Here is a 13,999-nt window from a genome sequence, read left to right as displayed (position 1 = left end):
TCGCTCCCGACGCTGCTCATGGCGCTACTCCTACGGTAGAGAGACCCTCGGTCTCGGTGATTCCCAGTGCAAGGTTCATGGATTGGACTGCGGCACCCGCCGTGCCCTTGGCCAGGTTGTCGATGGCCGCGATCACGACGAGCAAGCCGGCGTCCGCGTCGACCGACACGCTCATCTGCACGGCGTTCGACCCGATGACCGAACCGGTCTGCGGAAGCCGACCGGCCGGAAGCACGTGCACGAACGGCTCTGCGGCGTAGGCCTTCTCGTAGATCTCGACGGCCTGCGTCTGCGTTGCGGTGGTGACCGCGGTGCAGGTGGCCAGGATCCCGCGAGGCATCGGTGCGAGAACCGGCGTGAAGGACACCGATACAGCACTACCGGCGACGGCCGAGAGGTTCTGCACGATCTCGGGAGTGTGACGGTGTGCGCCCGCAACCGCGTACGCCCGAACCGAACCCATCACCTCAGAACCGAGAAGATCGGCCTTGGGAGCGCGACCGGCACCCGAACTACCGGTGACGGCAACGATATTGACGCGGGGCTCGATGATGCCTGCGGCGACGGCAGGTGCGAGTGCCAGCGACGACACCGTCGGGTAGCACCCGGGAACCGCGATGCGAGTGGCACCGATCAACCGCTCACGGCAGCCCGGTAACTCTGGCAATCCGTACGGCCAACTACCCGCATGAGGACTCTTGTAGTACTTCTCCCAGGCCGCACCATCGGTGAGGCGGAAGTCGGCCCCGCAGTCGATGATCACCACGGACTCGGGCAGCTGCAGCGCGAGCTCAGCAGACTTGCCGTGCGGGAGCCCCAGGAACACGACGTCGTGCCCGGCGAGTTCGTCGACGGTGGTCGGGGCGAGAACGCGGTCTGCAAGTGGCAACAGGTGGGGATGGAATTCACCCAGCGTCGCACCGGCATTGCCGCCCGCGGTCAGAGAGCCGATGACCAACGAACCGTCGCGCACCCCCGGGTGCCCGAGGAGCAGTCGAAGAATCTCACCACCGGCGTATCCGCTTGCGCCCGCCACCGCGATGCGCCTCGGCGTGGCCTCCGAAATAGTCATGCGGTTTATTATGCAGCATCATGCAAGCTCATTCATGAATGGGTCCGGTGTGTCAGCGTCCACCCATGGACTTGCGGATCTCGTCGAGCTTCCTGCGGCCGGCTTCCTGCCGCTCGTTCCACTGCTCGTCGAGGCCACGGCCCGCCGCCGACTCTCGGTCCAACTCCTCCGCACCGACGGCTGTGCCCGATCGCTGTTCGACCTTGTCGCGCACACCGTCCCAGGTGGGCACCCCCGAATCGGTGAAGTCACCGATCGGCGCGCTCACCGACCCCGCTCCGTATCCGGTGCCGGCGGGCAGGTCCTCCACCAGCTCCGCGTCGACGATCCCCGGCACGGTTCCGCCGAGCGGAGCCCCCGGCGGTGGGTCCCCGAGCGGCTGATCGATCCGCGGCTTGGTCACCTGCGGAACGTCGACATCGGGAACTGTTCCGGGTGGCGCTCCGCGATCGGGACCGATCGGCTCCGGTTCTGCAGTGCTCAGCTCGGCCGCCAGAGCCGACGCGGCAGCTGCCACCGGGGCCAGTGCCGGGCGACCCGCCACGGCGGCGAGAATCTCCTCGACCACCTGAAGATCCGTCGGCGTGCCGTCTTTCTCGAACTCACTCATGCGCTGCTCCCGTCACCCGTGGTCACTCGTGACTCCACGCTACGGACACGCGAGCCCGGCCGTGGACGGATCAACTGCGCGGCTGCACTGATTCAACTGCGCAGCTGCGCGCCGACGGCCTTCGATGCCGCGTCGACCGCAGCATCGCGGGCAGCCGTAGCCTGATCCTCGGTCAAGGTGCCGTCGGCACCGCGGAAGCGCAACGCGAACGCCAGCGACTTGCGCCCCTCGCCGACCTGTTCACCCTCGTAGACGTCGAACAGTCGAATCGACTCGAGCAGATCGCCACCACCGATCGTCAGAGCGGCTTCCACCGACGCCGCCGGGACGGAGGCGTCGACCACCACGGCCACGTCCTGCAGCACCGCCGGATAGGGCGACACCTCGGGGGCAGGCAGCGATTCGACCACGGGCAGAGCGCTCAGGCTCAACTCCACGGCGCACGTACGCGGCGGCAAGCCCGCCCGCTCGAGCACCGCCGGATGCAGCTCGCCCGCATGTCCGACGACCTCGCCGTCGAGCAGGACCTCCGCGCACCGACCTGGATGCCACGGAAGATGGTGTACCGCCCGAAGATCGACGTGCACTCCGGACGCCTCGGCAACAGTGCGCACCGCAGCGAACGCATCGGCGGCCTCGGCGGCGCGGCCGGGACCCCACGGACCCGACAACTCACGCTGACCGGTGAGCACCATGCCCACGTGCACCGGCTGCGCCGGCAACGAACCGCGAAGCATCGCGATCTGGTCGTCGGTGGGACGACGATCGACCGGCAACGCGTCCACGGCGGCGGTGGCGTCGTGCCGCAGCACCACCTGTGCAATGCCGAACAACGAGACGTCTCGCTGGCCGCGGGCGATGTTCCTGCTCAGCATCTCGAGCAAACCCGGAAGGACTGTGGTCGCGAGCTCGGGACGGTCGGCCTCGAGTGGATTGAGCACCGAGGTGGTCGCGCGCCGCGGATCGTCCGCGTCGAGACCCCATGTATCGAACACACCCTTGGGCAGGAACACCGGAGGCAACACCTCGACGTATCCGGAGAACGCGAGTGCCTTACCGACGGCGCGCCTGCGCTTCTGTTCGGCGGTGAGGCCGCGACCTCCCGGGGCCGACGGCAGCACCGACGGAATCTGTTCGAGCCCTTCGAGCCGCAGCACCTCTTCCACCAGGTCGGCGCGCTGCACCAGGTCCGGTCGCCAGGACGGCGGGGTGACGATTAGCTGGCCGTGTCCGCCGTCGCCGACAGAAACCTCGACGCCGCAGCCGATCTGCGTCAACCGTCGGGCAGCGGTTCCATTGGGATACTGCACTCCGGCGATTCGATCCGGTAGGTCGAAGTCCATCGTGACCGTCGGATATTCGGCGGCTTCGCCGATATCGGTCAACACGGGCTCGATCCGGCCACCGGCGATCTCGACAAGCAACTGTGCTGCTCGATCCAGCGCTGCGACCGGAAGAGCAGAATCGACTGTCCGCTCGAAACGCTTGCTGGCCTCGCTGGAGAGCTTGTGGCGACGCCCGGTGCGGAACACCGCGAGCGGATCGAACGATGCCGCTTCGAGTACGACCTCGGTGGTCGAGTCGTCCACTTCGGTGGACGCGCCGCCCATTACACCGGCCAACGAGATGGCTCCCGACCCGTCGGCGATGACGACGTCCTCGGCATCGAGTGACCGCTCGACGCCGTCCAGAGTGGTCAGCTTCTCCCCAGCATTCGCGCGGCGGACGACGAGATCGCCGTCGAGCTTGGCCGCATCGAACGCGTGTAGCGGCTGGCCGAGTTCGTGCAGCACGTAGTTGGTGACATCGACGGCCGCCGAGATCGGGCGTACGCCGGCCAGCAGCAGTCGACGCTGCATCCACCAAGGCGTCGTCGCGCTCGGATCGATTCCGACGATCTTGCGCAACGCGAATCGCGATGCGCCCGAGTTCGGTTCGACGGTGACCGACCAGGCGTCACCGGTGACCTCGGTGGGGACCGTGCGCGCCGGATCCACGAACGGAAGGTCGAAACTGCAGGCCAGTTCGCGGGCGAGGCCGCGGACCGAGAAGGCGTAGCCGCGATCCGGGGTCACGTTGAGCTCGATGACCGAGTCCAGCAGACCGAGAACGGCTTTGGCGTCGTCGCCCGGAGCGGCCGTGCCCTCGGGCAGCACCAGAATTCCGGAGTGATCCTTACCCAACCCGAGTTCGAGCGTCGAGCAGATCATGCCGTTGGAGTTGCGGCCGTAGGTCTTGCGCGACGCGATGGCGAATCCCCCAGGCAGGACGCTGCCAGGTAGAGCGGCGACGATGAGGTCGCCCTCGGCGAAGTTCCTGGCACCGCAGACGATTTCCTGAGGCTCGGCTGCTCCGACGTCCACGAGGCAGAAGCGAATCGGCTTCTTGAACTCGGTCAGCTCTTCGATCGAACTCACCCGACCGACGACCAGAGGGCCGGTCACGTTGTCCAGCGACTCGAGTTCCTCGACCTCGAACCCGACCCGCACGAAACCGGCGTCGAGCTCCTCGGGCGACACGGCCCAGTCGGGAGTCCCCGCGTGTAGGACCTCGGTCAGCCAGGATTGTGGGACTCGCACGTGTGCTCAGCTCTTTCTTGTATCCGAGAAGAAGTGGGTCGGGTGAGAAGCGGCGTCAGGCCTGAACACCGAAGGGCAAGGTGAACCTGATGTCGCCCTCGACGATGTCGCGCATGTCCGGGATGTCATTGCGGAACTGCAGCGTCCGCTCGAGACCCATTCCGAACGCGAATCCGGTGTAGACCTCGGGGTCGATGCCGCTGGCCTGCAACACCTTCGGGTTGACCATTCCGCAACCACCCCACTCGACCCAACCGGCCCCGCCCTTCTTCTTCGGGAACCACACGTCGACCTCGGCCGAGGGTTCGGTGAACGGGAAGTAGTTGGGGCGCATGCGAGTACGGGTGTCGTTGCCGAACAATGCCTTCGCGAACGCATCCAGCGTGCCGCGCAGGTGCGCCATGGTCAGGCCCTTGTCGATGGCAAGACCCTCGACCTGATGGAAGACCGGAGTGTGCGTCGTGTCGAGTTCGTCCGTGCGAAACGTCCGGCCTGGGCAGACGACGTAGATCGGAACCTCACGCGAGAGCATCGACCGGACCTGAACCGGCGAAGTGTGTGTGCGCAGGACCTGCCGCGAACCCTCGGGCGCGATGTGAAAAGTGTCCTGCATCGTGCGCGCAGGGTGGTCGGGTAAGAAGTTGAGCGCATCGAAGTTGAAGTGCTCGGTCTCGACCTCGGGGCCTTCTTCGACTTCCCAGCCCATTGCGACGAACACGTCGGCGACCTGTTCGGAAATGATCGTGATGGGGTGCCGGGCGCCGGCGGGAGCTCGGTCGGTCGGCAGTGTCACATCGATGGTCTCGGCGACCAGGATGGCGGCGTCACGCTCGGCCGACAGCACGGCGCGTCGTTCGTCGAAGGCCTTCTGCACTCGATCGCGCGCTGCCTTGACGCGTTTGCCCGCGTCCGCCTTCTGGTCCCCCGGGATCGCACCGAGGGCGCGCTGCGCCAGCGCCAACGGAGCCTTGCCGCCCACGTGATCGATCTTGACCTTGGTCAGAGCATCGAGGTCCGACGCGTCGGCGAACGCCTGCTCGGCCGAGTCCACTGCGGTTCCGAGCGCAGACTCCTCGAGAACGCTCGGATCCACCGGCTCGGTTGCGACATCTTTCTTCGCCACGACAGCTGCACTCCTCGAGTAATAGTCGGTGTCTGCCACGAAGGGTCGTTGCGCAGGCTTCACTCCTGCGCAACAAGGGTCGTTGCGCAGGCTTCACTCCTGCGCGGAGCAGACAGGTATCGATCCTAGGCGACCGCGCTCACGAGGTTCCGGAGCGTCGCTGTGCCCGAGCACTCGCGTACAGGCAGATCGCCGCTGCAGTCGCGAGGTTGAGGCTCTCGGCGCGGCCGTGGATCGGGATTCGAATACGGTGATCGGCATCGCGCGTCACCGACTCGGGGAGCCCGTGCGCCTCGTTGCCGAACAACCACGCGGTCGGTTGCGTGAGCAACTCGTCGGCATCGTCCAAGTCCACTTCGCCGTCGGCGGCCGTGGCGACGATGGTCAGACCCGCCCTGCGCAACGCGTCGATTCCGGACTCGATCGATCGCTCCCGAGCGATGGGCAGGTGGAACACGCTGCCCGCCGAGGCGCGGACGCACTTTCCGTTGTGGGGGTCCACAGAGTCACCCAGCAAGACAATCGAATCCGCTCCAGCCGCGTCGGCGACGCGAATGACCGTCCCGGCATTGCCCGGCTCGGCAGTTTCCACCGGTACGGCGACCAGCCGCGGTGTTCCGGCCAACGCACGGTCGAGCGGGACGTCGATCAACTCGGTGACTGCGATGAGACCCTGCGGCGTCACGGTGTCGGACAACGCCTTCGCAGCGCGGTCTGTGATCGGAAAAACTCGTGCGCCACCGGCCTCGACGGATGCAATGAGGTCGTGGTGGCGCTCGAGAGCATCCGGGGTGAAGAACAGCTCACGAACCAACCGGGACTGCGCCGCCTCGGACACCGCGTTGAAGCCTTCGGCGAGGAAGAGCCCGGACTTCTTGCGTTCCGCGGCTCGCGCGAGCTTGACGGCCGAAACGACCCGCGGAGTTCGCTCGGTCAGCGAATCCACGGGCCGTTTCGGTGTTGAGTCGTCGTACGTCGACTCGCTCAGGCTGCTTCTCCGGCCGGAGCGTTGACATCGGCAGGCAGTGCAGCCTTGGCGATGGCGACCAGGCTTGCGAATGCCGCAGCATCCGACACCGCGAGCTCCGCAAGGATCTTGCGGTCGACCTCGACGCCCGCGGCCTTGAGGCCCTGGACAAAGCGGTTGTACGTGATGTCGTTGGCCCGGGCTGCAGCGTTGATACGCGTGATCCACAGCTTGCGGAAGTCACCCTTGCGTGCGCGGCGGTCCCGGTACGCGTAGGTCAGCGAGTGGAGCTGCTGCTCCTTGGCCTTGGTGTACAGACGTGAGCGCTGTCCGCGGTATCCCTTGGACGCTTCGAGAATCGAACGGCGCTTCTTCTGGGCATTGACGGCCCTTTTTACGCGTGCCACTGGTAAATCCTGTCGATCTGGGGGCTTGTGAAACCCCGAATGGTAATGGGATGAAGCCGACCGGTATCAGTCGGCGGCCGGTCCAGATCAGATGCCGAGCAGGCGCTTGATCCGCGGTACGTCGGGCTTCTTGACGACGGCAACACCATCGAGGCGACGAGTCACCTTGGTGGGCTTGTGCTCGAGCAGGTGGCGACGGCCGGCCTTCTGGCGCAGGATCTTGCCGCTGCCGGACACCTTGAATCGCTTCTTGGCACCACTGTGGGTCTTCTGCTTGGGCATGAAATCCTCTTCTTCTGTAATCGCTCTTCGGTGTTGCATGGCACAGCCGTACGACGCAACGGAAAAACTGTGCACCGAAGCGGGTGTAGGGCTGTCTTACTGGTAGAGCACGAGGCTCAGTTGGTCTGCGCCGGAGTAGCCGGAGCTGCTGCGGCCGGTGCCTCGGCAGCCGGGGCTGCATCGGCGGGCTGTGCCGGCGCGGGAGCCGGTGCGCGTTGCGCGGGCGGTGCCGCTGCGCTCTCCTGTGCCTTGACGCGAGTCTTGGCACCCTTGTGCGGCGCCAACACCATCGTCATGTTGCGGCCGTCCTGCTTGGCCGAGGTCTCCACGAAGCCGAGCTCCGCGACGTCCGCGCCCAGGCGCTGCAGCAGACGGAAACCGAGTTCGGGTCGCGACTGCTCGCGACCGCGGAACATGATGGTGACCTTGACCTTCGAGCCGGCTTCGAGGAAGCGAACGACGTTGCGCTTCTTGGTCTCGTAGTCGTGCGCGTCGATCTTGGGGCGGAGCTTCTGCTCCTTGATGACGGTGAGCGTCTGGTTCTTGCGCGATTCGCGCGCCTTCTGCGCAGCCTCGTACTTGAACTTCCCGTAGTCCATGATCTTGCAGACCGGCGGACGTGCGTCGGGAGCTACTTCGACAAGATCGAGGTCGGCTTCGAGAGCCAAGCGGAGTGCATCTTCAACACGCACGATCCCCACCTGTTCACCGCCCGGTCCGACAAGCCGGACCTCGGGAACTCGGATGCGATCGTTGATGCGGGTCTCAGTGCTGATGGGGCCTCCTAGGTAGTGCGGTGTGGTGTGTAACCCGACCGCCTGCCACTGGCACAGCCCGTCGCCGTCGATCCTCGACATTCCCCGCAGCGATGCAATTCGCTGCAACGAAAAAACCCTGCTCCCGGTATGAACCGATAGCAGGGCCCGATGTCGACCGGTCGACCCGCACGACATGATCGTCGTACAGTCTCCTCACTGAGAGGAAGCACGCTGGCCACCCGAGAGGGTGAACCATCGTGCGACCGGACCGGAAGTAGCGTGTCGATGCCTACGTGCCGGTGGGAGTCGGGCTCCACTTGCTGCCTCCGTGCGGTGCACTCCATCGAGAAGTGCACGCCGAAGACGGTCGTCGAGTCACACTACCAGCAGATTCGAGAAACCGACAATCGAGCCCGATCGCACCCGAACTCGTCGGCACCCGATTCTCCCGACAGTAGGCGGCGTGGGATTCTCGTAGGCATGACCAGCTCCCCCAATCACGACGATGCCGCAGGTGCCGACCCCCTGGGTGCCGAGCCCGAAGTCCGTGAACTCGCCGAGGTCCCCGCGGTCGAGGTCATCAGCCGCGCTGCGGTCATGCTGATGAGTTCCGCAGCCGAGAAGCTGGGACTGTCCGAGCCGGATCCCGCCGAGAGCCCCTACCTCGACCTCGACGAGGCACGACGCGTCATCACCGCGCTGGCAGGCCTGGTCACCGCGTCGGTGGAATACCTCGGTCCCCATGCCGGACCCATTCGCGACGGGTTGCAGGCACTGCAGCGCGCATTTCGGGAAGCATCTGCCCACCCGGACGAGCCAGGAAAGGGTCCAGGCGAGAAGTACACCGGTCCGGTGCACTGAGCAGGACTTTCGACGACGACAGCTGCATACCCACGAAGCCGCACCCGGTCGATACCGAGTGCGGCTTCGTGGTTACCGGGACATGAGTCAGACAGCAGCGACCTTGCGTGGCCTGCGCTTCTTCGGAGCCGCTTTCACCGGCGGGGCCACGACGGACTCGCGGGAGAGCGCCTCCTGCAGGAATTTTCCGGTGTAGCTTTCGGGTACCGCTGCTACGGCTTCCGGATTACCTTGTGCCACAAGCGTTCCGCCGCCGGAGCCACCTTCGGGGCCCATGTCGATGACCCAGTCCGAGACCTTGATGACGTCGAGATTGTGCTCGATCACGATCACCGTGTTGCCCTTGTCCACGAGGCCGTTCACGACGCCGAGCAGCTTGCGAATGTCCTCGAAGTGCAGGCCGGTGGTCGGTTCGTCGAGGATGTAGACCGTGCGGCCGGTGGACCGCTTCTGCAGTTCCGCTGCCAGCTTGACGCGTTGCGCCTCGCCGCCGGACAACGTCGTTGCCGGTTGGCCGAGCCGCACGTACCCGAGACCGACCTCGACGAGCGTCTTCAGGTAGCGGTGGATCGAGGTGATGGCCTCGAAGAAGTCGGCAGCCTCCTCGATCGGCATATCCAGGACCTCGGCGATGGTCTTGCCCTTGTAGTGGACTTCGAGTGTCTCGCGGTTGTACCGGGCGCCCTCACAGACCTCGCACGGAACGTAGACGTCCGGCAGGAAGTTCATCTCGATCTTGAGTGTGCCGTCTCCTGAGCAGGCCTCGCACCGGCCGCCCTTGACGTTGAACGAGAATCGACCGGGCTGATAGCCGCGCACCTTGGCCTCGGTGGTCGCCGCGAACAGCGTCCGGATCTTGTCGAACACCCCGGTGTAGGTGGCAGCGTTCGAGCGGGGGGTGCGTCCGATGGGCGACTGATCCACCCGTACGAGCTTGTCGAGCTGATCGAGTCCGTTGATACGCGTGTGCCGACCGGGAACCTGACGGGCACCGTTGAGCTTGTTGGCCATCACCGTCGCGAGGATGTCGTTGACGAGCGTGGACTTACCCGAACCCGACACTCCGGTGACCGAGGTCAGGACGCCGAGCGGGAAGCTGACGTCGATGCCACGGAGATTGTGCTCGCGGGCACCGACCACGGTGACCTGACGCTTCTTGTCCACGACACGACGGGTGTCGGGAAGCGGAATCTCCATCCGCCCGGACAGATACGCACCGGTCAGTGATTCCTGGTTGGTCAGCAGGTCCTCGTACGAACCGCTGTGCACGACGCGTCCGCCGTGCTCACCCGCCAGCGGACCGATGTCGACGATCCAATCGGACGTGCGGATGGTGTCCTCGTCGTGCTCGACGACGATCAGTGTGTTTCCGAGATCGCGCAACCGCGTCAACGTGTCGATCAGACGGCGGTTGTCTCGTTGGTGCAGTCCGATGGACGGCTCGTCGAGGACGTAGAGAACGCCGACGAGTCCCGACCCGATCTGGGTGGCGAGCCGGATGCGCTGGGCCTCCCCGCCGGACAGCGAGCCGGCAGTCCTGGCCAGTGACAGGTATTCCAGACCGACGTCGAGGAGGAAGCCGAGTCGAGCCTGAACCTCCTTGAGGACCTGCCCAGCGATCGCTTCCTCGCGGCGACCGAGGGTGAGACTGTTCAAGAAGTTTGCGGTGTCGGCAATCGACAACTCGCACACCTCGGCGATCGACTTCGGCCCGAAATCGCCCGCTGCGATCGTCACCGACAGGATCTCGGGCCGCAGCCTGGCACCGTTGCAGGTGGGACACGGCACGTCGCGCATGTAGCCGTCGTAGCGTTCCTTCATCTGCTCGGACTCGGTCTGCTCGAGTCGACGATGCAGGAACGGCATCACACCCTCGAACTCGGCGTAGTACGACCGCGTGCGGCCGTAGCGGTTCTTGTACTTCACGTGTACTTGGTGATCGCTGCCCTCGAGGACCGCACGCTTGACCTTGGCGGGCAACTTGTTCCACGGCGCGTTCAGGTCGAACCCCATGGCGTCGGCGAGCCCGGACAACAGTCGACCGAAATACTCCGACGTCTGGCCCATCGACCACGGTGCGATGGCACCGTCCGCGAGGCTGAGATCGCCGTCGGGAACGACCAGCTCCGGGTCGACCTCCTTGCGCACGCCGAGCCCGACGCAATCCGGGCACGCACCGTACGGCGAGTTGAAGGAGAACGACCGCGGTTCGAGATCGTCGATGGACAAGGGGTGGCCGTTGGGGCACGCGAGCTTCTCGGAGAACCGGCGCTCACGGTCCGATGCATTCTCGTCCCGGTCGACGAAATCGAGCACAACGATGCCGTCGGCCAGTCGAAGGGCGGTTTCGACCGAGTCGGTCAGACGCTGCTTAGAGCTCGACTTGACGGTCAGACGGTCTACGACGACCTCGATGTCGTGCTTTTCCTGCTTCTTGAGCACCGGCGGGCTCGTGAGCTGATGGACGACGCCGTCGACCCGAACACGCGAGTAGCCCTGAGTGTTGAGAGAGTCGAACAGGTCGACGAACTCACCCTTGCGGGTGCGCACCACCGGGGCGAGCACCTGGAACTTCAGGCCCTCCTCCATGTCCAGCACCTGATCGACGATCTGCTGCGGAGTCTGCTTCGCGATCTGTTCGCCGCACACCGGGCAATGAGCCGTTCCTGCACGCGCGTACAACAGGCGGAGGTAGTCGTAGACCTCGGTGATGGTGCCCACCGTCGATCGCGGATTGCGGTTGGTCGACTTCTGATCGATGGAGACCGCAGGCGAGAGGCCCTCGATGAAATCGACGTCCGGCTTGTCCATCTGGCCGAGGAACTGACGCGCGTACGCGGACAGCGACTCCACATAGCGACGCTGACCTTCGGCGAAGATCGTGTCGAAGGCGAGGGACGACTTGCCCGAGCCGGACAGACCCGTGAACACGATCAGCGCGTCCCGAGGCAGATCGATGTCGACTCCCCGCAGATTGTGCTCCCGTGCACCTCGCACTATCAGGCGATCCGCCACTGTGTTCCCTTCTTTCCGAACGAGCACGTCCAGTCGAGTTGCTGCACGACGCAACAGTGCACGACGTTCGAGTCGCGTGATGACGTGTGATGCCGACGCACCGGTCACACGTCGTGTAACCGTGGACCCCACGTCGAAAACCTGTTGTGGTGAGGGACGAACCTCACGCAGTAGCAATGGTAGATCCAGGCACCGACACACTTTTCCACGTGCGCGACCCCACCGCCCCTCGTGCCGCCGACGACGGTAGCGTCCTCGAAATGGACGAGCACCTCATGGCCATCGATGACAATTACACCGGCGTCGTCGCCCAGGGTTCGCAACCGCAACGGCGGACGATTCCCGGAGCGACGATCACGAAGATGTCGGTCGGCCCCATGGACAACAACACCTACCTTGTCGTCTGTTCCGCAACAGGTCACTCGGTGCTGATCGACGCCGCCAACGAGGCCGACCGCATCTCGTTGCTCATCGACGAGAACGCGCCGACCCTGTCACTCATCGTGACGACTCACCAGCACGCCGACCACTGGCAGGCCCTGGCCGACATCGCCGGCGGTACGGACTCTCCGACCGCGGCCCACGAACTCGACGCCGAGCCCCTCCCGGTGACTCCTGACCGCCTGCTCGCCGATCGGGACACCGTATCGGTGGGCGCGCTCACGTTGGACGTGGTGCACCTGACCGGACACACCCCCGGCTCCATCGCACTCGCTCTGACCGATACCGACGGCACGCGCACCCACCTCTTCACCGGGGATTCGCTCTTTCCCGGTGGCGTCGGCAAAACGGGAAGCCCCGAGGATTTCGCCCGCCTGCTCGACGACGTGACAGAGAAACTGTTCGACCGGTACGGAGACGACACCGTCGTCTACCCGGGCCACGGAAAGGACACCACACTCGGTGCCGAGCGCCCTCACCTGGCCGAATGGCGCGAACGGGGTTGGTGACGGTCGGCGCGCTTGAGACCGTGAATCCCGGGGTATGAATAGTGTGACAAAAGGACGCGCAGCGGTAGGTTTTCCGACCGCAGTGCTGTCCTGGTTCCACCGCCGATGACACGAGAAACTACGCAGGAGGCTGTCAATGCTGGTCCGCCGTATCGCCCGTCCGCTGATGTCTACGATTTTCATCGCAGGGGGCGTCGACGCACTCCGTAATCCCACCGGCAAGGCGCAGGTCGCCACTCCGCTGATCGAGCAGGGCAAGGACGCCCTTCCCAACGACGTCACCGCGAACGTGCCGAGCGACCCGGAGACTCTCGTTCGTATCAACGGTGGAATTCAGGTCGCGGGAGGAATTCTGTTGGCCACCGGCAAGGCACCGCGCATCGCCTCGATCGCTCTCGCCGGAAGTCTCGTACCGACGACACTCGCCGGGCACGCCTTCTGGAACGAGACGGACCCGGAGGCAAAGGCTGCGCAGCGTATCCACTTCTTCAAGAACCTGAGCCTGCTCGGTGGACTGCTCATCGCAGCCGTCGACACCGAGGGCAAGCCGTCCGTCGCATGGCGTAGCAAGCGCGCAGCACGCCGCGCGCAGGAGACCGTCGTCTCGGCACTGCCGGGTCACTCCACCCACGAGACCGGTGAGCGGGTCAAGGAAATCGCAGCCGTCGCCGCGAGCCGCAGCGCCGATCTCGCCGAGGCCGCACAGCCGAAGCTGGCCAAGTTCGCCGACGCCGCCCAGCCCAAGTTGGCCAAGCTCGCCGACATCGCCACAGAAAAGGGCTCGGAGCTGGCCGAGGTCGCTCAGCCGGCACTGAACCGCTGGGCTCACGTGGCCGCCGACAAGGGTTCCGTCCTCGCCGACGAAGCACAGAAGCGTGGATCCAAGCTCGCCGAACTCGCCGCCGACCGCGGTAGCGACTTGGCCGACGAGGCCCAGAAGCGCGGCTCCAAGCTCGCCGACAAGGCTGCGCACCGCGGAACCGACCTGGCAGAGATCGCGCAGAAGCGCGGATCCAAGCTCGTCGACGTTGCCGCTGATCGTCGCCACGAATTGACCGATGTAGCCCAGAAGCGCGCCTCCAAGCTCGCCGATCTGGCTGCCGAGAGGGGTTCGGTCCTGGCCGACGAAGCGCAGAAGCGCGGAGTCACCTGGGCCGATCTGGCGTCCGATCGCGTGGAGACGCTGAGCAAGCGGGCCCGCAAGCGTGCGGAGAAGCAGAGCAAGGAACTCGAGAAGGTGACCGAGCAGGCTCGCGCCAAGCTCGAGAAGCGAGTTGCCAAGGCTCAGAAGAACTTGGACAAGAAGCTGCAGCAGTACGCGAAGTAGTTCTCGCCGAGAACACAGCAACAGACGCGGCCCTGCCCCGGAACCAGC

Annotated in this window: 12 protein-coding genes; 3 read left to right on the top strand and 9 right to left on the bottom strand. The window is 65.3% G+C overall.

Translation table 11 applies throughout. The annotated features are described in order from the left end of the window. Positions 1-16: 16 nt before the first annotated feature. The 8 genes from argC to infC form a co-directional block, all read right to left on the bottom strand. The gene (gene argC, locus AABD04_RS11175; RefSeq protein WP_341441208.1) at positions 17-1,072 is read right to left on the bottom strand and encodes an N-acetyl-gamma-glutamyl-phosphate reductase; all 1,056 of its coding nucleotides are present in this window, start codon (positions 1,070-1,072) and stop codon (positions 17-19) included. A gap of 52 nt (positions 1,073-1,124) precedes the next feature. Further along, entirely contained in the window at positions 1,125-1,682 is a 558-nt protein-coding gene (locus AABD04_RS11170; RefSeq protein ID WP_341441207.1) for a hypothetical protein, read from the bottom strand. 92 nt (positions 1,683-1,774) lie between these two features. Beyond that, on the bottom strand, positions 1,775-4,261 hold the full coding sequence (gene pheT / locus AABD04_RS11165; protein WP_341441206.1) for a phenylalanine--tRNA ligase subunit beta: 2,487 nt from the start codon (positions 4,259-4,261) through the stop codon (positions 1,775-1,777). A gap of 55 nt (positions 4,262-4,316) precedes the next feature. Further along, a complete protein-coding gene (gene pheS / locus AABD04_RS11160) occupies positions 4,317-5,384 on the bottom strand; it encodes a phenylalanine--tRNA ligase subunit alpha (RefSeq protein WP_243594905.1) in 1,068 nt (355 codons plus the stop codon). 139 nt (positions 5,385-5,523) lie between these two features. After that, entirely contained in the window at positions 5,524-6,330 is an 807-nt protein-coding gene (locus AABD04_RS11155) for a TrmH family RNA methyltransferase (RefSeq protein ID WP_341441205.1), read from the bottom strand. 38 nt (positions 6,331-6,368) lie between these two features. After that, on the bottom strand, positions 6,369-6,758 hold the full coding sequence (gene rplT / locus AABD04_RS11150) for a 50S ribosomal protein L20 (RefSeq protein ID WP_032378959.1): 390 nt from the start codon (positions 6,756-6,758) through the stop codon (positions 6,369-6,371). An 87-nt stretch (positions 6,759-6,845) separates the two neighbouring features. Then, positions 6,846-7,040, bottom strand: coding sequence for a 50S ribosomal protein L35 (gene rpmI / locus AABD04_RS11145; RefSeq protein ID WP_032394297.1), 195 nt, complete (start codon positions 7,038-7,040; stop codon positions 6,846-6,848). A 116-nt stretch (positions 7,041-7,156) separates the two neighbouring features. Further along, on the bottom strand, positions 7,157-7,897 hold the full coding sequence (gene infC / locus AABD04_RS11140; RefSeq protein ID WP_279393398.1) for a translation initiation factor IF-3: 741 nt from the start codon (positions 7,895-7,897) through the stop codon (positions 7,157-7,159). Positions 7,898-8,278: 381 nt separating this feature from the next. On the opposite strand from infC, the gene AABD04_RS11135 reads away from it, so the two are divergent. Further along, a complete protein-coding gene (locus tag AABD04_RS11135; protein WP_243594907.1) occupies positions 8,279-8,659 on the top strand; it encodes a DUF1844 domain-containing protein in 381 nt (126 codons plus the stop codon). Positions 8,660-8,746: 87 nt separating this feature from the next. Here AABD04_RS11135 and uvrA read toward each other — a convergent pair whose 3' ends face one another. After that, positions 8,747-11,674, bottom strand: coding sequence for an excinuclease ABC subunit UvrA (uvrA, locus tag AABD04_RS11130; RefSeq protein WP_243595085.1), 2,928 nt, complete (start codon positions 11,672-11,674; stop codon positions 8,747-8,749). Positions 11,675-11,934: 260 nt separating this feature from the next. On the opposite strand from uvrA, the gene AABD04_RS11125 reads away from it, so the two are divergent. Beyond that, positions 11,935-12,624, top strand: a complete 690-nt coding sequence (locus AABD04_RS11125) for an MBL fold metallo-hydrolase (protein WP_341443015.1) — start codon at positions 11,935-11,937, stop codon at positions 12,622-12,624. Positions 12,625-12,760: 136 nt separating this feature from the next. Then, entirely contained in the window at positions 12,761-13,951 is a 1,191-nt protein-coding gene (locus tag AABD04_RS11120) for a DoxX family protein (protein ID WP_341441204.1), read from the top strand. Positions 13,952-13,999 lie beyond the last annotated feature (48 nt).

The sequence above is a fragment of the Rhodococcoides navarretei genome (assembly GCF_038069675.1).
Taxonomy (GTDB): domain Bacteria; phylum Actinomycetota; class Actinomycetes; order Mycobacteriales; family Mycobacteriaceae; genus Rhodococcoides; species Rhodococcoides navarretei.
This window is presented reverse-complemented; position numbering and strand designations above follow the sequence as displayed.